The sequence below is a fragment of the Terrabacter sp. 01T434 genome (assembly GCF_056398545.1).
In genome coordinates this window covers 889338-915189 of the sequence record NZ_JBFTPP010000001.1, presented here as the reverse complement: position 1 = coordinate 915189, position 25852 = coordinate 889338, and the positions used below count along the sequence as shown (strand labels likewise).

At 72.1% G+C, this 25852-nt stretch carries 21 protein-coding genes; 7 read left to right on the top strand and 14 right to left on the bottom strand.

Annotated features, from left to right (window positions below):
• Positions 1-16: 16 nt before the first annotated feature.
• Complete coding sequence (locus tag AC1DIW_RS04335; protein WP_478106589.1) at positions 17-2008, bottom strand: TIGR03960 family B12-binding radical SAM protein; 1992 nt, start codon at positions 2006-2008, stop codon at positions 17-19.
• A gap of 116 nt (positions 2009-2124) precedes the next feature.
• Here AC1DIW_RS04335 and AC1DIW_RS04330 point away from each other — a divergent pair, with 116 nt between their 5' ends.
• Complete coding sequence (locus AC1DIW_RS04330) at positions 2125-3291, top strand: MBL fold metallo-hydrolase (protein WP_478106588.1); 1167 nt, start codon at positions 2125-2127, stop codon at positions 3289-3291.
• On the opposite strand, the gene AC1DIW_RS04325 is transcribed toward AC1DIW_RS04330, so the two are convergent.
• Positions 3227-5167, bottom strand: coding sequence for an AMP-dependent synthetase/ligase (locus AC1DIW_RS04325; protein ID WP_478106587.1), 1941 nt, complete (start codon positions 5165-5167; stop codon positions 3227-3229). The two genes, AC1DIW_RS04330 and AC1DIW_RS04325, sit on opposite strands and share 65 nt — an antisense overlap.
• 273 nt (positions 5168-5440) lie before the next feature.
• Here AC1DIW_RS04325 and AC1DIW_RS04320 point away from each other — a divergent pair, with 273 nt between their 5' ends.
• The gene (locus tag AC1DIW_RS04320) at positions 5441-7153 is read left to right on the top strand and encodes an HNH endonuclease signature motif containing protein (RefSeq protein WP_478106586.1); all 1713 of its coding nucleotides are present in this window, start codon (positions 5441-5443) and stop codon (positions 7151-7153) included.
• Positions 7154-7295: 142 nt separating this feature from the next.
• On the opposite strand, the gene rodA is transcribed toward AC1DIW_RS04320, so the two are convergent.
• The 8 genes from rodA to AC1DIW_RS04280 all read right to left on the bottom strand — a co-directional run bounded on the left by rodA (position 7296) and on the right by AC1DIW_RS04280 (position 16377).
• Positions 7296-8558: a rod shape-determining protein RodA gene (gene rodA / locus AC1DIW_RS04315; protein WP_478106585.1), complete on the bottom strand. Its 1263-nt coding sequence runs from the start codon at positions 8556-8558 to the stop codon at positions 7296-7298.
• Complete coding sequence (locus AC1DIW_RS04310; RefSeq protein WP_442279002.1) at positions 8522-9493, bottom strand: bifunctional riboflavin kinase/FAD synthetase; 972 nt, start codon at positions 9491-9493, stop codon at positions 8522-8524. Before AC1DIW_RS04310 ends, rodA begins: the two co-directional genes overlap by 37 nt.
• A gap of 56 nt (positions 9494-9549) precedes the next feature.
• Positions 9550-10500, bottom strand: coding sequence for a tRNA pseudouridine(55) synthase TruB (gene truB, locus AC1DIW_RS04305; RefSeq protein ID WP_478106584.1), 951 nt, complete (start codon positions 10498-10500; stop codon positions 9550-9552).
• Positions 10497-11015, bottom strand: coding sequence for a 30S ribosome-binding factor RbfA (rbfA, locus tag AC1DIW_RS04300; RefSeq protein ID WP_478106583.1), 519 nt, complete (start codon positions 11013-11015; stop codon positions 10497-10499). The genes truB and rbfA overlap by 4 nt, the downstream gene beginning before the upstream one ends.
• 187 nt (positions 11016-11202) lie before the next feature.
• Positions 11203-14133: a translation initiation factor IF-2 gene (gene infB, locus AC1DIW_RS04295; protein WP_478106582.1), complete on the bottom strand. Its 2931-nt coding sequence runs from the start codon at positions 14131-14133 to the stop codon at positions 11203-11205.
• A 179-nt stretch (positions 14134-14312) separates the two neighbouring features.
• Entirely contained in the window at positions 14313-14573 is a 261-nt protein-coding gene (locus AC1DIW_RS04290; RefSeq protein WP_478106581.1) for a YlxR family protein, read from the bottom strand.
• A gap of 104 nt (positions 14574-14677) precedes the next feature.
• Positions 14678-15733, bottom strand: a complete 1056-nt coding sequence (nusA, locus tag AC1DIW_RS04285; protein ID WP_442278997.1) for a transcription termination factor NusA — start codon at positions 15731-15733, stop codon at positions 14678-14680.
• Positions 15733-16377: a ribosome maturation factor RimP gene (locus AC1DIW_RS04280; RefSeq protein ID WP_478106580.1), complete on the bottom strand. Its 645-nt coding sequence runs from the start codon at positions 16375-16377 to the stop codon at positions 15733-15735. The genes nusA and AC1DIW_RS04280 overlap by 1 nt, the downstream gene beginning before the upstream one ends.
• Before the next feature lie 132 nt (positions 16378-16509).
• Here AC1DIW_RS04280 and AC1DIW_RS04275 point away from each other — a divergent pair, with 132 nt between their 5' ends.
• The 3 genes from AC1DIW_RS04275 (at position 16510) to AC1DIW_RS04265 (ending at position 19985) form a co-directional block, all read left to right on the top strand.
• Positions 16510-17517 carry a hypothetical protein gene (locus AC1DIW_RS04275; RefSeq protein ID WP_478106579.1) on the top strand — a complete coding sequence of 336 codons (1008 nt, stop codon included), beginning with the start codon at positions 16510-16512 and terminating at the stop codon, positions 17515-17517.
• Entirely contained in the window at positions 17514-18482 is a 969-nt protein-coding gene (locus AC1DIW_RS04270) for an aminoglycoside phosphotransferase family protein (RefSeq protein WP_442278994.1), read from the top strand. Before AC1DIW_RS04275 ends, AC1DIW_RS04270 begins: the two co-directional genes overlap by 4 nt.
• Before the next feature lie 114 nt (positions 18483-18596).
• Positions 18597-19985: an MATE family efflux transporter gene (locus AC1DIW_RS04265; protein WP_478106578.1), complete on the top strand. Its 1389-nt coding sequence runs from the start codon at positions 18597-18599 to the stop codon at positions 19983-19985.
• An 8-nt stretch (positions 19986-19993) separates the two neighbouring features.
• Here the strand turns inward: AC1DIW_RS04265 and AC1DIW_RS04260 are convergent, their stop codons facing one another.
• Positions 19994-20617 (bottom strand): sulfocyanin-like copper-binding protein, encoded by a 624-nt coding sequence (locus AC1DIW_RS04260; RefSeq protein WP_478106577.1) that lies wholly within the window; start codon positions 20615-20617, stop codon positions 19994-19996.
• Between the two features lie 90 nt (positions 20618-20707).
• Here AC1DIW_RS04260 and AC1DIW_RS04255 point away from each other — a divergent pair, with 90 nt between their 5' ends.
• Positions 20708-22678, top strand: coding sequence for a thioredoxin domain-containing protein (locus tag AC1DIW_RS04255; RefSeq protein WP_478106576.1), 1971 nt, complete (start codon positions 20708-20710; stop codon positions 22676-22678).
• Positions 22679-22763: 85 nt separating this feature from the next.
• Positions 22764-23585 (top strand): response regulator transcription factor, encoded by an 822-nt coding sequence (locus tag AC1DIW_RS04250; RefSeq protein ID WP_478106575.1) that lies wholly within the window; start codon positions 22764-22766, stop codon positions 23583-23585.
• A gap of 29 nt (positions 23586-23614) precedes the next feature.
• Here AC1DIW_RS04250 and AC1DIW_RS04245 read toward each other — a convergent pair whose 3' ends face one another.
• The 3 genes from AC1DIW_RS04245 to AC1DIW_RS04235 all read right to left on the bottom strand — a co-directional run bounded on the left by AC1DIW_RS04245 (position 23615) and on the right by AC1DIW_RS04235 (position 25809).
• Entirely contained in the window at positions 23615-24028 is a 414-nt protein-coding gene (locus tag AC1DIW_RS04245) for a hypothetical protein (protein ID WP_442278988.1), read from the bottom strand.
• A 366-nt stretch (positions 24029-24394) separates the two neighbouring features.
• Positions 24395-25186, bottom strand: coding sequence for an FAD:protein FMN transferase (locus tag AC1DIW_RS04240; RefSeq protein ID WP_478106574.1), 792 nt, complete (start codon positions 25184-25186; stop codon positions 24395-24397).
• 35 nt (positions 25187-25221) lie between these two features.
• Positions 25222-25809: an FMN-binding protein gene (locus AC1DIW_RS04235; RefSeq protein ID WP_478106573.1), complete on the bottom strand. Its 588-nt coding sequence runs from the start codon at positions 25807-25809 to the stop codon at positions 25222-25224.
• Between the last annotated feature and the right edge of the window lie 43 nt (positions 25810-25852).

Here is a 25852-nt window from a genome sequence, read left to right as displayed (position 1 = left end):
TGAGCGAGTGCCCGTGTCAGTGCTGGTGCTCGAGGAGCTCCTGACGGCCCGAACCCAGGACGGTCAGGGGCAGCAACGTCTTGCCGGTCGGGCCGATCTCGATCTCGGTGCCCATCTGCGGGCAGACGCCGCAGTCGAAGCAGGGGGTCCAGCGGCAGTCGTCGACCTCGGTCTCGTCGAGGGCGTCCTGCCAGTCCTCCCACAGCCAGTCCTTGTCGAGGCCGGAGTCGAGGTGGTCCCAGGGCAGCACCTCGGACTCGCCGCGCTCGCGCGTGGTGTACCAGGCGAGGTCGACCGGGACGTCGGCGAACGCCTCGTCGGCGCAGCGCATCCACCGCTCGTAGGAGAAGTGCTCGCTCCACCCGTCGAAGCGACCACCGTCGCGCCACACGGCCTCGATGACCTTGCCGACGCGGCGGTCGCCGCGTGACAGCAGGCCCTCGACGATGCCGGGCTGCCCGTCGTGGTAGCGGAACCCGATGGACGAGCCATAGCGCTTGTCGGCGCGGATGGCGTCACGGAGCTTGGCGAGGCGGGCGTCGGTCTCCTCGACGCCGAGCTGCGAGGCCCACTGGAACGGCGTGTGCGGCTTGGGCACGAAGCCACCGATCGACACGGTGCAGCGGATGTCACGGCGGCCGGAAACCTGGCGTCCCGTCTCGATGACGCGCTTGGCGAGCTCGGCGATCTGGAGCACGTCCTCGTCGGTCTCGGTGGGCAGCCCGCACATGAAGTAGAGCTTGACCTGGCGCCAGCCGGCGCCGTAGGCCGCGGCCACGGTCGAGATGAGGTCCTCCTCGGACACCATCTTGTTGATCACCTTGCGGATGCGCTCGGACCCGCCCTCGGGCGCGAACGTCAGGCCAGACCGGCGCCCGTTGCGGGTCAGCTCGTTGGCGAGGTCGATGTTGAAGGCGTCGACGCGGGTCGACGGGAGCGACAGCCCCGTCTGCGTGCCCTCGTAGCGGTCGGCCAGGCCCTTGGTGAGGTCGGCGATCTCCGAGTGGTCGGCGGACGACAGCGAGAGCAGGCCGACCTCCTCGAAACCCGTCGCCGCGAGACCGCGCTCGACCATCTCGCCGATGCCGGTGATGGACCGCTCCCGCACCGGCCGGGTGATCATGCCGGCCTGGCAGAAGCGGCAGCCGCGGGTGCAGCCGCGGAAGATCTCGACCGACATGCGCTCGTGCACCGACTCGGCGAGCGGGACGAGCGGCTGCTTCGGGTAGGGCCACGCGTCGAGGTCCATGACGGTGTGCTTGGACACGCGCCACGGCACGCCGGGGGCGTCCGAGCTCGGCGCGACCCGCTGGATGCGTCCGTCGGGGAGGTAGCTCACGTCGTAGAACGCCGGGACGTACACGCCGCCGGTGCGGGCCAGGCGCAGCAGGACCTCGCGGCGACCGCCGGGACGACCCTCGGCCTTCCACTCCCCGACGATGTCCGTGACCGCCAGCACGGCCTGCTCGCCGTCACCGACGATGGCAGCGTCGATGAAGGAGGCGATCGGCTCGGGGTTGAAGGCCGCGTGACCGCCGGCGATGACGATCGGGTCGTCGACGTCGCGGTCCACCGAGTGGAGCGGGATGCCGGCGAGGTCGAGCGCGGTGAGCATGTTGGTGTAGCCCAGCTCCGTCGAGAAGCTGAGGCCGAAGAGGTCGAAGTCGCGCACCGAGCGGTGGGCGTCGACCGTGAACTGCGGCAGGCCCGCCTCGCGCAGCTGGGCCTCCATGTCGGGCCACACGGCATACGTGCGCTCGGCGAGGGCGTCGGGACGCTCGTTGAGGACCTCGTAGAGGATCATGACGCCCTGGTTGGGCACACCCACCTCGTACGCGTCGGGGTACATCAGCGCCCATCGCGTGGTCAGCTCCGTGCCGTCGGGACCGTGGCCGCCGACGTTCCAGTCCTTGACCGTGGAGTTGAGCTCGCCGCCGACGTACTGGATGGGCTTGTTGACCCGCTCCAGCAGGGGCTCGAGGGCGTTGAACAGTGACTCTCCGGGCATTGGACCATGGTACGTGCGCGCTGCCGGACGCCGAAACGTGGGCGAACGGCGCACCCTGCCTCAAGCACCGGACGCCCAAGGGCTGTCCGCCCTACCCTGAGGCGGAGGAGGCAAGGGTGACCACGGAGCCGACGGCGATCCACGTGGAGGTGCTGCCCGCGCGGCTGGGCGACTGCCTCATCGTCGAGTGCCCGCGCCCCGCGGGTCCGACGTGGCGGATGCTCGTCGACGGGGGGCCGCCCGACACCTGGCCGCTCCTCGAGGCGCGGCTGCGTCGCCTCGACCCTGCCGACCGCCACATCGACGTCGCGGTGATCACCCACATCGACAACGACCACATCGGCGGCATGCTCGCGTTCCTCTCGAGCGACCTCGCGGCCGACGTCGGGGACTTCTGGTTCAACGGGCGCACGCACTTGTCCGCGAGCGCCCCCGGACGGGCCCGCAGCATCGAGCAGGGCGAGAGCCTCGTCACCGCCCTGCTCGGCCCACCCTCCGGCAATCTCGGGGCCAAGCCTCCTGGCCACGCCCTGCCGTGGAACGCCGCCTTCGGCGGCGGGCCCGTCGAGACAGCAGCCCCCGGCGCCCCCGGCGCCAGCGGCGCCACCGGCGCCACCGGCGGCGTCATCTCGGTCACGGTGCCCGACGGGCCCACGATCACCGTGCTCTCCCCCACGACCGGAGGCCTCGCCCGGCTCGCGGATTCCTGGTCGTCGAGCCTGCACGACGCGCTGCAGCCCCGCGACCGCGGCCTCGCGCCGCCGGCAGACGTGCTCGGACCGCTCGACGACCTCCCCCACCTCGCCGGCGAACGGACCCCCTCGGACTCATCGGTGCCCAACGGCAGCAGCATCGCGCTGCTCCTCGAGCGCCGCGGCGCGAGCATCGTGCTCGGGGCCGACGCCTACGGCAACGTGCTCGCCGCGGGACTGCACGGCGTGGCCCGGGCGCGGGGGCTGCAGAACCTCTCCGTCGATGCGGTCAAGCTGCCCCACCACGGCAGCCAGGCCAACGTCGTGGCGGCGCTGCTCGCCGCCGCGCCGGCCAGCCACTACCTCGTCTCCACCAACGGCGACGTCTTCCACCACCCCGACGATGCCGCGATGGCGCGCGTCGTGCTCGACGCCCCGGCCGGCCCGACGCTGCGCTTCAACTACCGCACCCCGCGCACCGAGCGGTGGGCCGACCCGCGTCTCGTCGCGCAGCACGGCTACCACGTCACCTTCCCCGACCCCGCGCACGCCGACGCCGGGATCGTCCTCGACCTCCCGGCGCGGCGCTGAGCCCGCGAGGCGTCAGACGCCGTCGTACATCGCGTCGAGCTCGGCGCGGTGCTTCTCGGTCACGGCCTTGCGGCGCAGCTTCATGCTTCGGAGTGAGGTCCCCCGCCTCGACGGTGAGGTCCTGGTCGAGGATGGTGAACTTCTTGATCGTCTCCCAGCGGTTGAGACCCTCGTTGAGCTGGTCGACGTAGCGCTGGACCAGCGCGTGCGCCTGTGGCGAGGCCACGACCTCGGCGTACGGCTTGCCGGCCAGCCCCACCGTCGCCGCCCAACCGGCCACCGCGTCGGGATCGAGCGTCACGAGCGCCGTCGCGTAGTTGTGGCCGGCGCCGTGCACGAGGAACTGGCTGACGAACGGGCACAGGCCCTTGAAGCGCGCCTCGATCTCGGCCGGAGCCACGTACTTCCCGCCCGAGGTCTTGAAGAGGTCCTTCTTGCGGTCGGTGACGTAGAGGAAGCCACGCTCGTCGACGCGGCCGATGTCGCCGGTGTGGAACCAGCCGTCCTCGGTGAGCACCTCAGCCGTCGCCTCGGCGTTGTTGTGGTAGCCGCGCATGACGCCTGGGCCCTTGACGAGGATCTCGCCGTCCTCCTCCGCGATGCGCACCTCGGTGCCCGGCAGCGGCCAGCCGACCGAGCCGTACTGGTACGAGCCGTGGTCGGGGGCGTTGACGGTCGTGCCGGACGACGTCTCGGTCAGGCCGTAGCCCTCCTGGACGAGCAGGCCGACCGAGCCGAACCAGCGCGCGACGTCGGCGTTGAGCGGGGCGGACCCGCTGATCATGAAACGGACCCGCCCGCCGAAGCGCTCCTGCACCTTGTTCAGCACGAGCCTCGTCGCGAGGACGTGCTTGCGGCGCAGTCCCGCTGAGGGCTCGTCACCACGGGCACGCACGTCGCGCATCTCGCCGCCGACCGCGAGCGCCCAGTCGATGAGCTTCTTCTTGACACCCGTCTCCCCTGCGAACATCAGCGCGATGCGCCCGTGCGCCTTCTCGAAGATGCGCGGCGGACCGGCCATGAAGGTCGGCTTGATGACCGCCATGTTCTCGACGATCCTGTCGACGCGGCCGTCGACGGCTGTCGGGAAGCCGATCTGCAGCCCCGTGGCGACGAGCATCTTGCCGAAGACGTGCGAGAGCGGCAGCCAGAGGAACTGGAGGTCGTCCCTGGTGAAGGTGCCGATGGCGTCGATGACGGCGCCCTCGTAGACGACGCTGTCGTGCACCAGCCGCACGCCCTTGGGGCGGCCCGTCGTGCCGGACGTGTAGATGACGACGGCCAGGGACTCGGGTCCGAGCTGGTCGATGCGCGAGTCCACGAGGTCGGGCGTGGCGGCCAGCCACTCCCGTCCGCGCTCGGCGAGCTGGTCGGTCGTGATGACCCAGCCGTCGTCGCTGCCCGGGCCGGTCAGCGCGATGACCTGCCGCACGCCGGGGATCTCGGACCGCACGGCCTGGAGCTTGGCGACCTGCTCCTCGTTCTCGGCGAAGACGATGCCACTGCCAGAGTCGTCCAGGATGTAGGCGACGTCCTCGGCGATCGTCGTCGGGTAGACGGTCGTCGTCGCGCCACCGGCGCAGATGACGGCGAGGTCGGCCAGGATCCACTCGACCCGGGTCGTCGAAGCGATGGCGACGCGGTCCTCGAGCTGCACCCCGAGGCTGATGAGTCCGGCGGCCCACTGCTCGACGATCTCGTGGGTCTGCCCCCACGTCAGGGTGGTGAGCTCGCTCGAACCGTCCGCGAAGTGGAGGTAGGCGGCAGCGTCAGGCGTCGCCCGGACCCGGCTGCGGAAGAGCGCGCCCACGCTGGGAGCGCGCCCGTCGAGGATGCTCTGGTCGACGTGCCGGTCGGCGAGTGCCTGGAGGGGCATGTGTGGACTCCTTCGTCGCTCGGCTGCCCGTCATCGGCGTCTGCGGGCTGCCGCCATGCCCGGATCCTGTCAACAATCCGCCTGACAGTCACGTATTCGTCGGCTTCCACATCGAACCGTGACCGCCGGTAACTTCGTGGGCGTAGGCCGTCCGGCTCGGCCAGGCGGGCGTCGTCCACAGCTGGGTGGTGAAGGGGCCGGTGTCTGGATCCGGCTGTGGACAGAGCGGATTGGGGTCCGAGCGGTGTCGGTGGTCGGCCGTAGCGTTCTCTCATGGAAGCCGGCACCGCCATCACGCTCGAGGAGCTCAGGTCACGCCTGAGTGATCTCGAGGCGCGGCAGCGCGCGGCTGGCGGGGTGGCGGATGCGGCGTGGGCGGCGTCCGTCCGTGCCGGTCATGGTCTCGGTGATGGTGGGGGTCGTGCCGGTGTCGGGGAGGGGGAGACGGAGCACGTGTGGTCCGAGCCGGCACCGCTCGCGACGGCGGTGGACGCGGACGGGGTCGTGTGGGAGAACGTCGATGCCCGGCTGTCGTCGAGCCTGGACGTCGCCAGCCAGATCGCCCGGGCGTGGCAGGCGCCGTTGGCGTTCTGCCGCGAGGGTGACCTGCTCGACACCGTCGGGGTCCTCGCCCGGCTGTCGCAGGCCCGTGACCTGCTGCTGGTGCGGGTCGTCACCGAGCTCGAGGCCCGCGGCGTCGACTCGCCCGATGGTCTGTCCCGCATCGACTGGCTCCGCTCGCTCGACCCGTCGCTGACCGTGGCCACGGCCAGGTCGGTCGTGACGGTCGCCCGGGCTGCCGCCGCCGGGCAGGCGCCGAGCCCGTTCGACGACGCGACGGCCGCCGCGCGACGCGCGCTGCACCAGGCGCTGGTTGTCGACGTGCTCGCCGGCTCGGTCCCGGCGGGCAACGCCGCCCAGATCATTGACCTCGGTCAGCGTCTCGACCCGGTGGCCGACCCGAGCGAGCTGCACCACGCCCTGGAGCACCTCATCGGGCAGGCGGCGAAGCTGCGTCCGGAGGAGCTGGCCCGCGCCTGCCGGCTGCACGCCGACCAGCTTCGGCCGCCCAAGGACCTCGACGAGCTCGACGACGCTCGCCGCGGCGCCCGCGGCCTCTGGTTCTCCCGACCCAACAGGACCGGCATGGTCAACCTCAAGGGCGTGCTCGACCCAGAGAACGCCGCGATCGTCCAGGGCGCCATCGACCCCCTCGCAGCGCCACGACCGCTGGTCGACGAGGACACCGGCGCCACGATCGAGCCCGACCCCCGCCCGGCGCACCAGCGCCGGCTCGATGCCCTCGTCGAGATCATCGGCCGCGGCGTGGCCGCCCCCGGCGAGCAGCCGAGCACCGACAAGGCCAAGATCGTCGTGACCATCGACTACGACACGCTCGCCCGCACACTCACCGCATCCGACCGCACGCCGGGCGTCGGCTCCGCCGGGTGCGGCCGTCGATCCGGGGCAGCCCCAGGGTCACGTCCCGAATCGGGTCCTGAATGCGGTCCCGGGGCGCTGTTCGGGGTGTCGGCCTCGGGCGATGTGCTCTCCCCGACGACCGTGCGCCGGCTCGCCTGCGACGCCTCGCTGATCGCCGCCGTCCTCGGCACACAGGGCGAACCGCTCGACGTCGGACGCCGCCACCGGCTCGTCACCCCCGCCATCCGCACCGCACTGGTCCTGCGCGACAAGGGCTGCAGCTTCCCCGGCTGCACCGTGCCCGCGGCCTGGACCGACGCGCACCACGTCACCCACTGGATCGACGGCGGCCCCACCAGCCTCGAGAACCTCGCACTGCTCTGCCGGCGCCACCACCTCCACGTCCACCGTCACGGCCTCACCGCAACCGTCACCGGCGCCCGCGTCAGCTGGCACACCTGGCAGCAGTGGAGACGTGACTGGCGCAGCCGAGGCCACCCGACGGGAGACCTGGATCCCGCGGCCCGTCGAAGCGCCGTCCCCTGTGCCGACCCCGGGCCGTGACACCGGGCCGTGGCACCGGCCGTGGCACCGGCCGTGGCACCGGCCGTGGCACCGGCCGTGGCACCGGCCATGACACCGGGATCGCGCTCGGCGTCATGCGGGCTTCGCCCATCACCTGGCCACGAGAGCGGGGAGACCCGGCCTAGCCGTGGAGCCTTCCCCGGGTCCGGATGGCCGGGGTGGACATCGTGCCCGAGCGCGCGCGCCCGTCCCGGTGCGACCCCGACGCGACGTTGCCGACGAGGCCGACGGCGACCCACGAGGCGATGAGCGAGGACCCTCCGCTCGACACGAACGGCAGCGGGAGGCCGGTGACGGGCATGAGCCCGAGGTTCATCCCGATGTTCTCGAACGCCTGCACGCCCATCCACACGGCGACGCCGATCGCGACGAGCCGGCCGAACGCGTCCGCCCGGCGCGCCACGACGATGCAGCGCACGACGATGAAGGCGATCAGCACGACGATCCCGGCGGCGCCGAGGAAGCCGAGCTCCTCCCCCGCGACGGAGAAGACGAAGTCGGTCTCCTGGAACGGGATGAACCCGCCCTGGGTCTGGCGCCCCTCGAAGAGGCCTTGGCCGCCGAGGCCGCCGGAACCGATGGCGATGCGCACCTGACGGGTCTGGTAGCCGATGCCCTGCGGATCGAGCGACGGGTCGAGGAAGGCCCGCAGCCGGTTGCGCTGGTAGCCCGAGAGCACCGGCGTGAGGAAGGCCGCCGCCACGGCCCCGGCCCCCGCCACGAGCACCGCCGCCGTCCACAGCCCCGGTGCCCCGGCTGCAGCGATGATGACGACCGCCACGGCCACGAGCACCAGCGCCGAGCCGAGGTCGGGCTGGGCCAGGACCAGCACGATGGGTATGCCGGCCGCGACCCACGCGAGCACGACGTCGCGGTGCCGCTGGCGCAGCCCACGCTCGGCACGCTCCGCGAGGAGCATGGCGAGTCCGACGGCGAGAGCCACCTTCATCAGCTCCGACGGCTGCAGGCTCATGCCGCCCGGCACCCGGATCCAGGACCGGGACCCGTTGACGGTCGACCCGAGCGGTGAGACGACGGCCGCGAGGCCGAGGACGGCGAGCACGTACCCGACCGGGGCCGCCGCGCGCACCGTTCGCACGTCGAGGCGGGTCACGGCCGCTGCACAGGCCAGGCCGACGCAGAGCGCCACGAGCTGCTTGAGCGCCGCCGTGCCACCGGACGCCGCCCGGGTGGCCGACCAGACGAGCACGACGCCGACGACGGAGAGCCCGAGCGCCCCGATGAGCAGGCCGAGGTCGAGCTGCACCCACGACGATCGGACGCGACGCCCGCCGCGGGCGGCGCCGGGGCGCCCCACGACGCGAGCGGGCCGCGGGAGGGGGCGCGCTAGGACGGGACGATCGCCGACAGGATCTCGCGACACCGCGCCACGTCCTGCGCCATCTGCTCCACCAGCGCGTCGATCGTCTCGAACTTCAGGGTGGGCCGCAGGTGCGAGACGAACTCCACCGCGACGCGCTCACCGTAGAGGTCGAGGTCGGTGCGGTCGAGGACGTAGGCCTCGACCCGGCGCTGGTGGCCGTCGAACGTCGGGTTGGACCCGACCGACACGGCGGCCGGCAGGGCGCGGTCCGGGGCACCCTCGTCGAGGTCGAGGCGGACGAGCCACCCGGCATACACCCCGTCGGCGGGCACGAGACCTTCGTGGTCCTGGGAGAGATTCGCCGTCGGGTAGCCGAGCTCACGGCCGCGGTGGTCCCCGTGCACGACGGTGCCGGTGACGCGGTGCGGACGGCCAAGGATCTGGGCGGCGTGGTCAGTGTTGCCGGCGAGCAGCTCCGCCCGCAGCTGCGTCGAGCTCCAGCGAGCACCATCGCTGGCCCCCTCGCCGATGTCCTCGAGAGCGATGACCTCGAAGCCGTGCGTGGCCCCCAGCTCCCGCAGGGTGTCGACGTCGCCGGAGTTGCGCACGCCGAAACGGGTGTCCTTGCCGACGACGACTGCGCACGCCCCCAAGGCCTCGACGAAGGTGCCGTGGACGAACTCCTCCGGCGTCTGCTGGGCGAACTCACGGGTGAACTCGAGGACGAGGACCGCCGCGAGGCCCACCGAGTCGAGGGCGTCGAGACGCTGGTCGAGCGACATGACCGCCGCCGGCGCCCGGTCGGGGTAGAGGACCGCGATCGGGTGCGGTTCGAAGGTCACGGCGACGGGAAGGGCGTCCCGCTGGGCGGCCTCGCGCACGACGCGCGTCAGGACCTCGCGGTGCCCGCGGTGCACCCCGTCGAAGTTTCCGAGGGTGACGACGGTGGGCCCGAGGTCGGCCGGGATGTCGTCGAGTCCGTACCAGCGCTGCACGGCGACCACTGTAGTGGGCGCGCAGGAGCGGACGTCCGAGGGCTCGGGCACGTGGCTCAGACCCCCGCCCCGGACGCGGCGAAGACCACCTTGGCGCGCGCCGTCGACCGCGTCTCGTCGAGCACGGCCACCAGGCGTCCGTGGGGGTCGATGGCAGCGACGGCAGCTGCGCCCGCCACGACGCTCGGGATGCGCTGACCGTAGCCGAGCGCGGTGGCCTCCTCCGTCGAGACCTCGTGCACGGGCAGCTGCGCCCGAGCCGCCTCCGCGATCGGGATCAGGGGTATGCCGTCCGACCCGTCCGCCTCGGACGTGGCCGTGAGGTCGTCGAGCGACGCGGCGTCGCCGATCCCGAACCGGCCCACGCGCGTGCGTCGGAGCGCGGTCAGGTGCCCCCCGACGCCGAGGGCGGCGCCGAGGTCGCGAGCGAGGGCGCGCACGTAGGTGCCCGACGACACGTCGAGCTCGACCACGACGTCGACGACGTCGATGGCGGGACCGACCTCGGGCGTCGCGGTGCCCGGACGCACCGAGAGGACGTCGAACCGGCTCACCGTCACCGGGCGCGCCGGGAGGTCCACCGCGTCGCCCTGGCGCACGCGCGTGTAGCTGCGCACGCCCTTGACCTTGATCGCGCTGACGGCGCTCGGCACCTGCTCGATGTCACCGGTGAGTGCCGCAATGGCGGCCGGCAGGGCGGCCTCCAGCGCCGGCACGTCATCGACGCCGCGCGCCTCGGTCGTCTCCCCCTCGGCGTCGTCGGTGAGGGTCGCCATGCCCAGGCGGATCGTCGCGGCATACGACTTGTCGCAGCCCACGAGGAAGGTCAAGAGCTTGGTGCCCCGCTCGACGCCGAGCACCAGCACCCCCGTCGCCATCGGGTCGAGCGTGCCGGCGTGGCCGACGCGGCGCGTCCCACACAGGCGGCGCGCCCGAGCCACGACGTCATGGCTCGTCCAGCCGGCCGGCTTGTCGATGACGAGCAGGCCACTCGAGCGCTCCGTCATCGCGCGTCGACGTCCGCGTCCACCTCGGCGTTGTCCTCGGAGTTGTCCTCGGCGTCGTCCTGGGCGCTGTCGGCGTCGTCGCTGCCCTCGGAGCGGTCGACGGGCTTGCGGTACGGGTCGGCCTCGCCCGCGGGCTTGGCGTTCGCCGCGGCCCGGGCCAGCTCCTCGTCACGGGCGCGCGTCTGCGCCACGAGGTCCTCGAGGTGCGCCGCCCCCTCGGGCAGCGCGTCGGCGATGAACTCGATCGACGGCGTGAGGCGGATCCCGATGCCCTTGCCGACCGCCGAGCGGATGCGGCCCTTGTTGGCCTCGAGCACGTCGGCGGTGGCCTGACGGTCCTCGTTGCTGCCGAAGACGGTGTAGAAGACCGACGCCTGCTGCAGGTCGCCCGTGACGCGGGCGTCGGTGATGGTGACGAACCCGAGGCGTTCGTCCTTGAGCCGGAACTCGAGGTACTCGGCGACGATGACCTTGATCCGGTCGGCGATCTTGCGGGCGCGGGCGGGGTCAGCCATGACTACCTCTGCTTTCGTGTGTCGTGCGGTCGGTCCGGTCCGAGCCGGGCCGACGTGGTGACCACCCTAGTAGTGGGGCGGGCGCACACGGCATACCCGGCCCGGCGTCCGCAGGTCGGGTGGGGACCCCTGCGGACGGCGACGGCGCCGACCCCCGTGGGGGCCGGCGCCGTCGGTCCAACCGCGCTCAGGCGCGCGGCTTCTCGCGCATCTCGTAGGTGGCGATGAGGTCACCGAGCTGCAGGTCGTTGTACGACCCGAGGTTGATACCGCACTCGAAGCCGTCGCGGACCTCCGTGACGTCGTCCTTGAAGCGGCGCAGACCGGCCACCTCGACGTTCTCGGACACGACGACACCGTTGCGGGTGATGCGGGCCTTGGAGCCACGCTTGATCTCGCCGCTGCGCACGATCGATCCGGCGATGTTGCCGAACTTGCTCGAACGGAAGATCTCGCGGATCTCGGCCGTGCCGAGCTCGACCTCTTCGAACTCCGGCTTGAGCATGCCCTTGAGCGCCGCCTCGACCTCGTCGATGGCCTGGTAGATCACCGAGTAGTAGCGGATCTCGACGCCCTCGCGCTCGGCGTAGTCGGCGTTCTGGCCCTCGGCCCGGACGTTGTAGCCGATGATGACCGCGTTGGAGGCCATCGCGAGGTTAATGTTGTTCATCGTGATCGCGCCGACACCGCGGTCGATGATGCGCAGGTCCACGTCGTCGCCGACGTCGATCTTGAGCAGCGCGTCCTCGAGCGCCTCGACCGAGCCCGACACGTCACCCTTGAGGATGAGGTTGAGGGTCTCGACCTTGCCCGCCGCGAGGGCCTCGTTGAGGTCCTCGAGCGAGATGCGCTTGCGGGACTTGGCGAGCACGGCCTGGCGGTCGGCTGCCTCACGCCGCTCGGCGATCTGGCGGGCCGTGCGGTCGTCGGGCGCCACGACGAACGTGTCGCCGGCGCGCGGCACCGAGCTGAGTCCGAGCACCTGCACCGGGCGGGACGGACCCGCCTCGTCGACGTTCTGGCCGTGCTCGTCGAGCATGGCGCGAACGCGACCGTAGGCCGAGCCGGCGACGATGGAGTCACCGACATGCAGCGTTCCGGTCTGGACGAGAACCGTGGCCGTGGCACCGCGGCCACGGTCGAGGTTGGCCTCGATGGCGACACCGCGAGCCTCCTTGTCCGGGTTGGCCCGGAGGTCGAGGGCCGCGTCCGCCGTGAGGAGGACCGCCTCGAGGAGACCGTCGATGTTCTGACCCTGACGGGCCGAGACGTCGACGAACATCGTCTCGCCGCCGTACTCCTCGGCGACGAGGTTGTACTCGGTCAGCTGCTGGCGCACCTTGGCCGGGTTGGCACCCTCGACGTCGATCTTGTTGACGGCGACGACGATCGGCACGTCGGCGGCCTGCATGTGGTTGAGCGCCTCGATGGTCTGCGGCATGACGCCGTCGTCGGCGGCGACGACGAGGATCGCGATGTCGGTCACCTTGGCACCACGGGCACGCATGGCGGTGAACGCCTCGTGACCCGGGGTGTCGATGAAGGTGATCGCGCGCTCCACGCCCTCGTGCTCGCGGTGGACCTGGTAGGCACCGATGTGCTGGGTGATGCCACCGGCCTCGCCTGCGACGACGTCCTCGTTGCGGATCGCGTCGAGGAGGCGGGTCTTTCCGTGGTCGACGTGACCCACGACCGTGACGACCGGGGGACGGGCCTCGAGGTCCTCGTCCTCCTCGCCCTCGATACCGGTCTCGAGGTCGATGTTGAAGGAGTCGAAGAGCTCCTTCTCCTCCTCCTCCGGGGAGACGACCTGGATGTCGTAGCCGAGCTCGGCGCCGAGCACCTTGAAGGTGTCCTCGTCGAGCGACTGCGTCGCCGTGGCCATCTCACCGAGGTGGAAGAGCACGGTGACGAGCGACGCGGGGTTGGCGTTGATCTTGTCGGCGAAGTCGGTCAGCGAGGAGCCGCGACGCACACGGATGGTCGTCTTGCCGTCACCACGGGGGACGGTGACGCCACCCAGGCTCGGGGCCTGCATCTGCTCGAACTCCTGGCGCTTCGCGCGCTTGGACTTGCGGCCTCGCACGGGGCGACCGCCGCCGCGTCCGAAGGCACCAGCCGTCGAGCCACGACCAGCACCGCCACCGCGGGGACCACCGAAACCACCGCGGGCGGGACCACCGGGGGCGCCACCGGGGCCACCGCCGAAGCCGCCGCGGCCGCCGCCGCCACCAGGGCCACCACGGCCGGGGCCACCGGCCGGGCGCTGGCCCGGTCGGCCGACGGTGCTGCGCTCCGGCATCATGCCGGGGCTGGGACGCGTACCACCGGGACGCGGGGCGCCACCGGGTGCACCGGGACGGCCGCCAGCGGCGGCACCGGGGCGCGGGGCGCCGCCGGGAGCACCGGGACGCTGCCCGCCCGGACCACCCTGGCCGCCCGGACGCTGCTGCGGACGGGGCATGCCCTGGCTGGGGCTGAACGGGTTGTTGCCCGGACGCGGGCCGGCGTCGCCACCGGGACGCGGCGGACGGGACTGGCCCATGCCCTGGCTCGGCGCGAAGGGGTTGTTGCCCGGACGCGGCTGACCCGGGCGGGGAGCCGGTCGCGGGGAGGCCGGGACGCCGGAGGTCTGCTTGCCTTCGTCACGACTGGACTGCACCCGGGCAGGAGCCGACGCCGCAGGCGCGGAAGGCGCGGCGGGAGCCGGTGCGGCCGGTGCCGGGGCCTTCGGGGCCGGGGCGGCGGGTGCAGGAGCTGCCTTGGCGGGCGCCGGAGCGGCCTCGCGAGCGGCAGGTGCTGCAGGAGCAGCCGGCGCAGGGGCCGACGGCGCAGCGGCTGCGGGAGCGGCCGGCGCGGGGGCCGACGGCGCCGGAGCAGCCTTCTGGGGCGCGCTGGGAACCGCGCCGGTGGGGGCGGCCTTGGGGGCCGCCGGCTTCTTGTCGCCGCCGGAGGAGCCTTCCCGAGGGAAGGTCTCGATGATCTTGCGGACGACGGGGGGCTCGATGGTCGACGATGCCGACCGGACGAACTCTCCCTGGCTCTTCAAGTGCGCGAGCAGTGTCTTGCTCTCGACTCCGAGCTCCTTGGCGAGCTCGTAGACCCGGACCTTAGCCACATCTCTCCTGTTCCTGGTCCGGCCTGAACAGGAAGTGGCCGAACCGTGGGTTATTGCTGGGGCTTGCTCATCGCTGAGTACTCATCGGGTGCTCATAGCGTTTCAACCCGCCTTGTGGTTCGTTGACTGATCTCTGACTGATCTGGTGCAACCCCGTCTGGAGGCTGCACCGGTGCGTGCTACTCGTGCTGGAGCCCGAGGTGTCGTGCCACCGCGCTCACGTCGACCGCCACCTGCAGGCGCAGGGCACGTCCGAACGCCTTGCGGCGCACTGCCAGCTCGAAGCAGCCGGGGGTCGGGTGCAACCATGCACCGCGTCCCGGCATCCGGTGTCGAAGGTCGGGGCAGAGCGTGACCGGGGGGGTGCCCCTGCCGTCTCCGTCCGTCGCCGCGACCACTCGCAGCAGTGCCGACCAGCTATCCGTTCCTCGACATCCCACACAGGTGCGGGACGGCTCAGCACGGAGTCCAGTCCGGTCGGCCACAGACAAGTCTACCGCGTCCGGGCGGCTCCCCGCTCCACGGGGTGCCGCCACCACTGCGCTCAGCGGTCCTCGGTGGCGGCCTCGACGCCGCGGCGGGAGGCGGGGCCTGCACCCGCGTCGGTGTCGGGACGGATGTCGATCCGCCACCCGGTCAGCTTGGCGGCGAGGCGGGCGTTCTGCCCCTCCTTGCCGATCGCGAGGCTGAGCTGGTAGTCGGGCACGACGACGCGGGCCGTCCGGGCCGCCGCGTCGACGATCTCGACCGACTGCACCCGGGCCGGGGACAGCGCGGCCGCGACGAACGTCGCCGGGTCGTCGGCGTAGTCGACGATGTCGATCTTCTCTCCGCGCAGCTCGGTCATGACCGCACGCACGCGAGCGCCCATCGGGCCGATGCACGCGCCCTTGGCGTTGACCCCGGCGACCTTGCTGTGGACCGCGATCTTGGTGCGGTGGCCGGCCTCTCGGGCGAGGGCCGCGATCTCGACCGTGCCGTCGGCGATCTCGGGCACCTCGAACTTGAACAGGGTGCGCACCAGGTTGGGGTGGGTGCGGCTGAGGCCGACCTGCGGGCCCTTCGGCCCCCGCTTGACGCTGACGACGAAGCACCGCAGCCGCTCGCCGTGGACGTAGCGCTCGCCCGGCACCTGCTCGGCGAGGGGCAGGATGCCCTCGACCGTGCCGAAGTCGACGAGGACGTTCCGGGGGTCCTGGCTCTGCTGGATGATGCCCGAGATGACGTCGCCCTCGCGACCCTTGAAGTCTCCGAGGATCGCCTCGTCCTCGAGGTCGCGCAGCCGCTGGACGATGACCTGGCGGGCCGTCGAGGCGGCGATGCGGCCGAAGCCCACTGGGGTGTCGTCGAACTCGGGACCGGGCTCGCCGCGCTGGGGGCGCTCCCCCTCCTCGGTCACCGGGAGCAGGTCACCCTCCTCGCGCGCCCACACGATGACGTGACCGGTCTTGCGGTCGAGCTCGACGCGGGCGATGCGCTGGCTGCCGTCGGTGCGGTGGTAGGCCACGAGCAGCGCCTGCTCGATGGCCGGGATGAGCACGTCGAGGCTGATGTCGCGTTCTCGTTCGAGGGCGCGCAGGGCTGCGAGGTCGATGTCCATCAGTGGTCCTTTTCCAGGGCGGACGTCTCGTCCGGGTCGTCGAGGTCGGCAAGGCTGTCGTCAGGGAGGTCTTCGAAGATCTCTTCGGAGGTGTCTTCAGGGGTGTCGTCGCCGGCGGCCTCGGGGGCGTCTGCGGCTCCGGGCCGGGTGAACTCGACCTGCACGGTGCCGCGCTGCACGGTATCGAGGTCGAGGGTCACGGTTCGTGCGGCGGTCTTCTTCGTGGCCGGGATCTCGAGGGTGATGGCGTCCGAGCCCACCTCGGTGAGCCGTCCCGTGTCGGTGCCACCCTGGTGGACGACCTCGACGAGGCGACCCACCTGGCGGCGGAGCTGGTCGCGGGAGGCGAGCGGTCGACCCACCCCCGGCGAGGAGACCTCGAGGACGTAGGGCGCCGCGCCCATGACGTCACTGGCATCGAGCTCGTCGCTCACCGCGCGGGTCGCGTCCGCGACCGCGTCGAGCGACAACGGGGGGACGGTGCTCGACGTGTCGGCGACGTCGAGGCTGCTGATGTCGGAGTCGACGAGCACTCGCACGAGGCGCCGCTTGCCTGCGGGAGAGACGGAGACGTCCTCGACGACGAGCCCGAGGGGCGTGAGCACCGGCTCGAGGGTCGCTCTGATCTCCTGGGCCGTGCTCATCAGTCGACGCCTCCTGCTCTTCTCGAATGTCCGGAGCCGACGCCCCGAGGGGGGACGAGCAACCGCGTGCCCACCACTCTATCGGCGCCGGCGGGTGGTCGCCGACCGCCGCCTGCGTGCGAAGATCTCGGCATGGACGGCGACACCCGTGGGCTCGGGGCACGGGTGACGGACCGTATGGGTCGTCCGCCGCGCCGTCTCTTCGCGCTCGGGCTGGGCGCCGCCGCCGTCGCCGTGCTCGTCGACCACGGCTTGCGCATCGACGTCCCGCCACCTCCGCCGCCGGTGCCGACACGACGACCTGCGCCCGACGAGGCGCTGCTCCTCCGGGCCGTGGGCGCCCTGGACCGCGTCGTCGAGGCCGAGACCTCGGTCCTCGCTGGCGGGAAGGAGACGGCCCTGGTCCAGCGACTGCGCACGGTGAGCCAGGACCAGCTGCGCGTGCTCCGCGGTCGGCTGACGAACGCCGGCGTACCGACCAGCGTCATCGATGCCGCGGTCGCTGCGGGGCCGTCCCCGTCGACACACGCGTCTACGGGGACGCCCGCACCGACGGGCTCGGGGAGCACCTCGTCGCCGGACGCCCCCGTGCGGACCCCCCTGGCACTGGCCGCCGTGCTCGACTCGCTCGGACCCGCTGACTGGGCCACCCTGACCACCGCCGTTGCGAGCACCCGCGAGCTGCTGGCCGCCGCCTGGTCCCAGCAGCTGGCAGCGGCGGTGCTGCTGGGTCGCGACGTCGCGACGGCCTCGCCCAGCAGCGCCAGGCCCGCGATCGTCGCGCGCACCCAGCCGCTCGTCTATGCCTTCGAGGTGGTCGCCGCCCAGAGCGCGGGTGAGCAGCGCCGGGCCGCCGAGCGGACGCTCGCCGCGCTCGTGCGGCTCGAGGTCGCGGTCTCGGGTTCGAGCTCGACGACGCCTGCCGGGTGGGCCCTGCCCTACCCGGTGACCACCCCGGACGCCGCCCGACGGCTCGCGGCCCAGACCCTCTCGTCGGCGGTGGAGGCCGGGACCGAGCTCGCGGGCTCCGGTCCCGATGCAGCCACCCTCGAGGACGTCGCGCGCTGGAGCGCGCACCTCCAGGCACTCGCCGTGGACTGGCACGTGCCCCTGACCGCCTTCCCTGGAGCGAAACGATGAGCTACGACCCGATGTACGACCTCATCCCCGCGCACTTCGCGCACGCCGTCAGCAGCTACGAGCCCGACGGCTACGAGTCGGGCGACGACTGGATCGACGCCCTGCCGGGCCTCATCCGGGACCTGCTCGCGGAGTGGGAGCTCGAGCCCATCGGCCGCAGCTCGAGCGGCGTGTGTGCCGTCGCCATCCCGGTCCGCCTGCTCGGCACCGGCCGCGACCTCGTCGGGGTGAGCGGTGAGGGCATCCTCAAGATCACCTGGCCGCACCCGGAGGCCGCCACTGAGCACCTCGCGCTGCAGACGTGGAACGGTCACGGGGCGGTGCGCCTCGTGCGGGCCGACCCCTCGCGGTTCGCCCTGCTGCTCGAGCGGCTGCACACCCGCGACCTGAGCCGGGTCGACATCGACGACGCGTGCACCGTCATCGGCGACCTGCTGGCGCGGCTCGAGCGACCGGCCCATCCCCGCGTTCCCAGCCTCGCGGCATACGCCCTCCGGCAGGCGGAGGAGCTGCGGGCGGCTCCGGCGGTCCTGCCGCGGCGCTACCTCGACCAGGCGGCGTCCCTCGCCGGCGAGCTCGCCGAGCGGGCGTCGACCGAGGACCGCCTGCTGCACACCGACCTGCACTACACGAACGTGCTCGCCGCCTACCGCTCCCCCTGGCTCGCCATCGACCCCAAGCCGATGGTGGGCGACCCGGCCTTCGAGGTGGCTCCGGCCCTGTGGAACCGCGCCGACGAGCTCGGCACCGGTTCGGAGGTGAGGTGGTCGCTGCGACGGCGGCTCGAGATCATCTGCGAACGCGCCGGCCTCGACGAGGGGCGGGCCCGGGCGTGGACGATCGTCCGCGAGGCCGACAACGCGCTCGAGGCCGCCGGGAGGCTGTCCGACGGGCCGGCCGACGAGGCGTGGGCGCACGACCGGATCAGTCTCGCCGTGACGATCATCAAGGCGATGAACGACTGACGTGTCAGGGGTGCCGTCCCCTTCGCGACACCCCGGATCAAATCGTTTCGACCGCGGGTGCTTGAACCCTTAACCTTGTCGGGCTCCCCCACCTCGTTGTCGAAAGGCACTCGCATGCCTCCCCTTGCCATGCCCATCTCCCGCGACCGTCGGTCGGCGCCGTCGACGCCGGCCCGCGAGATCGCGCGCATCGCCGTGCCGGTGAGCATGGAGTTCGTCCTGATGCTCGTGCTGAACTTCGTCAACCAGATCGTCGTCGGCAGCCTGGGTGCCACCGCGATCGCCGCGGTGGGCTTCTCCAACAGCCTCACCTTCATCCTCGCGGTGACCCTGGGGTGTCTCGGCACCTCGGTGAGCATCCTCGTGGCCCGCGCCCACGGCGCCGGTCGGCGCGGCGACCTCGACCACACCGTCACGGCAGCGCTGCTCGTCGCCGTGGGCCTCGGGATCGTCGTCTCGGTCGTGCCGTGGCTCTTCGCCGACCACCTCATGTCGCTGGTCGGGGCCTCCCCCTCGGTCGCGGCGGCAGGGACCGACTACCTGCGCCTCACCGTGCTGGCGACGCTGCCCGTCATGCTCAGCGCGATCCTGTCGGGCGTGCTGCGCTCGGCCGGTCAGCCCACCAGCCCGATGATCGCGACGATGGTGACCGTCGTCGCGAACTCGGCGATCGCCTACTCCCTCGTCGTCGGACTCGGGCCGCTGCCGTCGCTCGGCGTCGCCGGCGCCGGCTGGGCCACCCTCGTCACCGCGGTCGCCAAGGCGCTCATCCTGCTGTGGATGGCCTTCGGCCGGCGGGGCGTCGTCGGCTGGAGCCTGCCCGACAGCGTGCGGCAGTGGCGGGCCGTCGTCGTGCCGCTCTTCGTGCTGGCCGTCCCCCTCGGCGTCACCGAGCTGTTCTGGACCGTCGGGACGTTCCTGTACAACGTCGTCTTCCAGAAGCTCGGCGACGAGGCCCTCGCGGCGGCCCAGATCGTCACGACCCTCGAGGGCGTCTTCATCGTCGGCAGCATCGGTCTGATGAGCGCGACGACGACTCTCGTCGGCCGCTCGGTCGGTCGCGGCGACGTCGACGACGCGATGGCCTGGGTGCGGCGGCTCATGCGTGCCGGGATCGGGACGGCCGCCGTCTTCGGGGTGCTCTTCGCCGCCTCGGTCCTGCTCCTCGACGTGCTGTTCGGCGAGGCCGGTCGCGACGTGCGGACCATGGCGGGCGTCGGCATCCTCATCAACGCCGCCTTCCAGGTGGTCAAGGTGCGCAACATGATCGTCGGCGCCGGCGTCCTGCCCAGCGCCAACGACGTCCGCGGCGTCATCATGGGCGACGTGGTCGGCGCCTTCGCGATCGGGTTGCCGCTCGCCGTGCTCCTCGGGCTGCACACCCCACTCGGTTACGTCGGCATCTTCGTCGCACGCATCCTCGAGGAGCTGGCCAAGCTGGCGATCTTCTCCTGGCGGGCCAAGCGCGTTCGCTGGAACCGGCTCGTCGGCGCTGCTGCCTGAGCGCGGCCTCAGCCGGTCACCACGAGCTCCTGGCGCATCCCGTTCGCGTAGTGGTTCTGCAGGTTGCACACGAGCTCGTAGTGGCCCGGCGCCAGGGTCAGGGTGACCCAGCCGACGGCGCCCGAGGCGATGCCGTCACCCGCGCCCGCGGCGCACGTGCCGGACGCCTCGCCCAGGCTCCCCGTCTCGTCCACCGTGCCGTCCGACCCGGGCACCCGTTGCCCGGCGGCCACTCCAGGCGCCAGCGGGAGGATGACGACCTCGTGGGTGCGCCAGCCGGCGTTCTCGACGACGAGGCCGACCTGACCGGTGGGCAGGGTCGCGGGATCGACGGTGAGGAGCATCGGAGCGCCCATCGGAGCGACGCCTCCCATCATCCGCGACATCCCCATGTCGACCAGACGCACGGTCACCCGCTTCCCGGGGAGGTCGGTCGGGGCGTGGCAGGACAGGGGCGCCGCCATGCCGACACCCGGTGTCGACGCGGCCCGCAGGCCTCCCATGACCCCGCCCGAGCCGCCCATCGGGGTCGTCGTCACCGTGCCGCTGGAGCAGGCGGCGAGCAGCGCACCGACGGCTGCGACCGTGACTCCGAGCCGGAGACGAGCACTGCGGCGACGACACCTGGCCATGGCTCGACGATAACCCCGGGGGGTATCGAGCACGGGCGGGTGTGACCGAGCAGACCCAGCACTCCGGCGCGAGTGCGCGAGAGTGGGGGCATGTCCAACCGACTGCGATCCGCCACGAGCCCGTACCTGCTGCAGCACCGCGACAACCCGGTCCACTGGCAGGAGTGGGGCGAGGAGGCCTTCGCCGAGGCTCGTCGCCGCAACGTTCCGGTGCTGCTCTCGGTCGGTTACGCAGCGTGCCACTGGTGCCACGTCATGGCGCACGAGTCGTTCGAGGACGAGACCGTCGCCGCCGTGCTCAACGACCGTTTCGTCTCGGTCAAGGTCGACCGCGAGGAGCGTCCCGACATCGACGCCGCCTACATGTCGGCCGTGACCGCGACGACCGGCCACGGCGGTTGGCCGATGACGGTCTTCCTCACCCCTGACGGCGAGCCGTTCTTCTGCGGCACGTACTTCCCTCGCGACCACTTCCTGCGCGTCCTGGCCGCGCTCGACGAGGCCTGGCGCACCCGCGAGGACGAGGTCCGTGCGTCCGGTGCGCACGTCGCGACGAGCCTCGCCGACGCACTCCAGGCGCCGACGCCGTATGCCGTCGAGCCCGGCGCTCTCGACAGCGCGGTTGGCCTGCTGGCGCGCCAGTTCGACCGTGTCGCAGGCGGTTTCGGGGGTGCGCCGAAGTTCCCGCCGTCGATGGTGCTCGAGTTCCTGCTGCGTCACCATGCCCGTACCGGTGACCCCTCCGCCCTCGACATGGCCTCCCGCACTCTCGAGGCGATGGCCCGCAGCGGCATGTACGACCAGCTCGCCGGTGGCTTCGCCCGCTACGCCGTCGACGCCGGCTGGGTCGTGCCGCACTTCGAGAAGATGCTCTACGACAACGCCCTGCTCCTTCGCGCCTACACGACGTGGTGGAAGGTCACTCGCGACCCGCTCGCCGCACGCATCGCCCACGAGACGGCGGCCTTCCTGCTGCGCGACCTCGGCACCGAACGCGGCGGTTTCGCGTCGTCCCTCGACGCCGACGCCGATGGCGTCGAGGGGCTGACGTACGCGTGGACGCGCGGGCAGCTTCGAGAGGTCCTCGGCGACGACGAGGGCTCCGCTGCGGCGGAGGTGCTCGGCGTCACGGAGACCGGGACCTTCGAGCACGGCGCGTCGACGCTGCAGCTTCCCGTCGAACCCTCCGATCGCGCGTGGTTGGACGACGTCCGCCGGCGCCTCCTCGTCGCTCGTGCGCAACGACCGCAGCCCGGCCGGGACGACAAGGTGGTCACGTCGTGGAACGGTCTCGCCGTCGCCGCACTGTCGGGCGCCGGCGCCACGTTCGACCGGCCGGAGTGGGTCGCGGCGGCCGGGCGGTGTGCCGCCCACGTCCTCGACGTCCACGTCGTCGACGGCGAGCTGCGACGGGCTTCGCGCCTCGGAGAGGTCGGCACGGCTCGGGCCGTCGCCGACGACCACGGCAACCTCGCCGAGGGACTGCTCGTGCTGCACCAGGCCACCGGGGAGCGGCGCTGGCTCGACGCGGCCCGCGACATCCTGCGCGCTGCCCGCGACTTCGCGGCCGAGGACGGCGGGTTCCACGACACTGCCGAACATGCAGAGCCGCTCTACCTGCGCCCGCGCAGCGCCGCCGACAACGCGGAGCCGGCCGGGCAGTCCGCTCTCGCAGCGGCCCTCGTGACGCTCGGCGCGGTGACGGGCGAGGCAGGAGCACTGGACGCCGGCGCCCGGGCCACAGCCGCCGGCCTCGGACTGGCCGTCCGCGAGCCGCGCTTCGGGGGGTGGTCGCTCGCCGTCGCCGAAGCACTCGTCGCCGGTCCGCTCCAGGTCGCGGTCGTCGGGTCGGGTCCGGCCGCCCGGGAGCTCGCGCAGACGGCCCGGCGCTCCCCCAGTCCCGGACTCGTCGTCGTCCACGGAGAGCCGGACGCACCGGGAATCCCACTGCTCGCCGGACGCCCGCTCGTGGACGGCAAGCCTGCGGCCTACGTCTGCCGGGGGATGGTCTGCGAGCTGCCGACCGCCGACCCGTCGGCCTTGGTCGAGCAGCTGCGGTGACGGGCGTCCTCGCCCTCCTGGCCCGCGAACCGCCCAATAACCGGAACTGACGGGCCAAACCCACGCATTCTGCAAGAATCAACTCATGATGGGCTCAGCACGCACCGCAGTCGTCGTCGAGGACGACGACGACATCCGCGAACTCATCACCCACAGCCTGACCATGCAGGGCTTCGCGGTGTCGACCGCTGCGTCGGGCCAGGCCGGTCTCGATCTCGTCGTCGCGACCGCCCCGGACCTCGTCACGCTCGACCTCGGCCTGCCGGACCTCGACGGGATCGAGGTGTGCCGTCGGGTGCGAGACGTGAGCCAGGCCTACGTCGTCATGATCAGCGCGCGCACCGACGAGATCGACCGCCTCATGGGGCTGGAGATCGGCGCCGACGACTACCTCACCAAGCCGTTCAGCCCGCGCGAGCTGCAGGCTCGGGTCAACGCGATGTTCCGACGTCCGCGGACTCCGGTCTCCAACGGCGCCCCGACGGCCTCCAACGGGTCGAGCGCTCACGGTGGTGTCGCCGCCCAGGGCTCGCAGCCCACATCACCCGGATCGGTCGCGACGGCAGAGGCACCGCCGGCCGAGGAGGGGCTCGCGCTCGTGCGCCACGGCCGTATCGCGGTCGACCCGGACGGTCGCGTCGTCACGGTCGACGGCCGGGAGGCTGACCTCACCCGCACCGAGTTCGACCTGCTCACGACCCTGCTCGGCGCGCCGCGCCGGGTGTGGTCCCGTGCGGTGCTGCTCGACAGCCTCTGGGGACCGGGATGGTCGGAGGAGCACCTCGTCGAGGTGCACGTCGGCAACCTCCGTCGCAAGCTGAGCCGTCTCGGGCCCGACGGCATGCGAGCCCCGATCCGCACCGTTCGAGGCGTGGGCTACCGGATGGAAGAGCCCGACGGGTTCTGAGCCCGGGCCCCTCCCGGTGCGCAGACCCTTCAGACCGGGGCTGCCGCGGGGACGGTGTGCTCGAGGTGCGACCGGAGCGCGTGACGCGCACCCGTCGCGAGACCCAGCATGGACGAGCCACGCTCGCGAGCCACCTCCGGCTCGCCGCGACGCACCGCGTCGATGACCCAGCGCACGGCCGACTCGAGCCGGACGAGACCGACGGTGGCCGACGAGACGCGCAGGCTGAGCAGGACGTCCATGGCCGCGACCTCGTCGCAGCACTCGAGGGCGTCGGCGGCGCGCGTGAGCCGGGCGTCGAGCATCCGCAGGTAGGTCTGCGCGATGGATCGGGCGAGAGCGTCGCTCTCGAGCTCGCAGGCGAGCCGCCTCAGCGCGGTGGGGTCGAGCTCCTCGACCGTGAGCCCGGGGAAGACCGGACCCACGACCTGCTCAGCAGCCACAACAGCTGCCGACGACGCACGGCGCCTGCGGGCTGACACGGGCCCGGGAACGACGGGACTGGATCGGGGCGGACCGGCCTCCCACCAGGCGGCCCGCCCCGTTCCGGCTCCCTACCCCCACCTGAGTCCTCGAGTTGACCCGCCGACCGGACAGGGCACCGCGACCGCGCACCGTCACTGCAGGGTCAGTGCTGGTGCTGGTGGTCATGGCGTCCTCTCCCCGGTCGGCGGGCACTCGCCCGAAGGTCTCTGTGTCAGCAGCCGGTCCCCCGACCGGTCCTGCTGGTGAGGACGACTCTGCCGCGCCAACTGCAAGGGCCGAAGGCCGTGCCGCGCTTGGTTTCCGCAAGAAAGCCGCAAGGCCGGTCAGAGAGCTGTCGCCACGTAGTCGGGCGCACTCGCGGCGAAGGCCTGCCTCGTGCGGTCCGTACCGACGAAGAGTGCCGTCGCCCAGATGTCCGCCCACAGCAGGGTCGGTCCGGTCACGGTCACGGACCCCGTGCGGCCGACGAGCTCTCGCGACTGCGGGTCGTAGAGGTGCGCGCCCCGGGCAGCCGTACCGGACGTCGCCACAGCCCCGCGCACCAGCGTCAGGGTGCGGGCCACCCGTTGCCGGTCGAGCGGGTCCTCGATGCCGACGCGCCACACGATCGCGTCTGCGCCGGTTGCAGGCATGGCCGGGTGCGCACCGATGAGGATGTCGCCACCGGCGTTGATGCAGAAGGAGATCCGTTCGAGCGCCAGCAACGGCACCGAGGCACGGTCGACCGCCCATCCCTTGACGAGGCCGGTCGGGTCGAAGGCGAGGTCGCAGTCTCCCGTCGGCAGGAGGGTCGTGAAGGCCCCGCGGGTGAGGACCTCAGCCTCCTGTCCGATGCGCAGCGCCTGGTCCACGAGGGGGCTGCACTGCGACAGCTGGACCTCTTGGCGCCGCAACCGCATGAGGTCCGAGTCGTGCCGGTAGGTCGAGAAGATCGAGTCCATCTCGCGAAGGATCCGGAAGGCGTCGGCCACGGCCTCCTGAGCCTCGAACCGGTCGACGTCCTCGCCGCGCAGGTGGATGGAGATCGGCATCCCCATGATCTGCTCGACCCACGCGCGCCGGGCCGGAGCAGGTGTGGCCCCGGGCTGGTCGGCCGGGGTGTCGGGTCGGCTCACGGTTCGCTCCTTGGTCGCCGGTTCTCCCGGGTGCCTCACAGGTGGGCCCGGTCGATGGCGGACTGCAGGGACTGCGTGTAGCCGTCCCACGTGTACGTGGCCCCGGACACGACGTCGATCTGCGCCGACTGCGCGCTGACGGCCTCCTGGTTGTAGACCGGGACGGCTGACGAGTTGATCATCTGGTCGCGACGGTCGTTCCACGGGACCTGCAGCACGTCGGCTGCGGTGATCTTGCCGTCCTTGACCGTGATCTGGACCTGGACGTTGCCGTAGCGGGTCATGACGGCGTCACCGGCATAGGTGGTCGCTGCCGACGGCGTGTTGGACGAACCTGCCGAACCGGACGATCCGGAGGACCCCGAGGAGCCGCCCGCGGTGGTCTTCGAGGTGGTCCCCGAGTCGGTGGTGGCGGCCGGGTTGGGCTGCTGGCCCGACGAGTCGGTTGCGGAGGCGGAGGACGATCCCGACGCGGAACCCGTGCTGCCTGAGGTCTTGCTGGTCGCTGTCACCGTCCGGGTCTCGGCCGCCACGATGGCGGACGAGCTGCGGGACGTGTTGTAGCTGAAGAGGAGGACGAGCACGGTCAGGGTGCTCATGGCCCAGATGACGATGCGTCGCATGGTGGCTCGATTCCGGTCGGTGAGAAGGGCGGTGCGGGCGTGC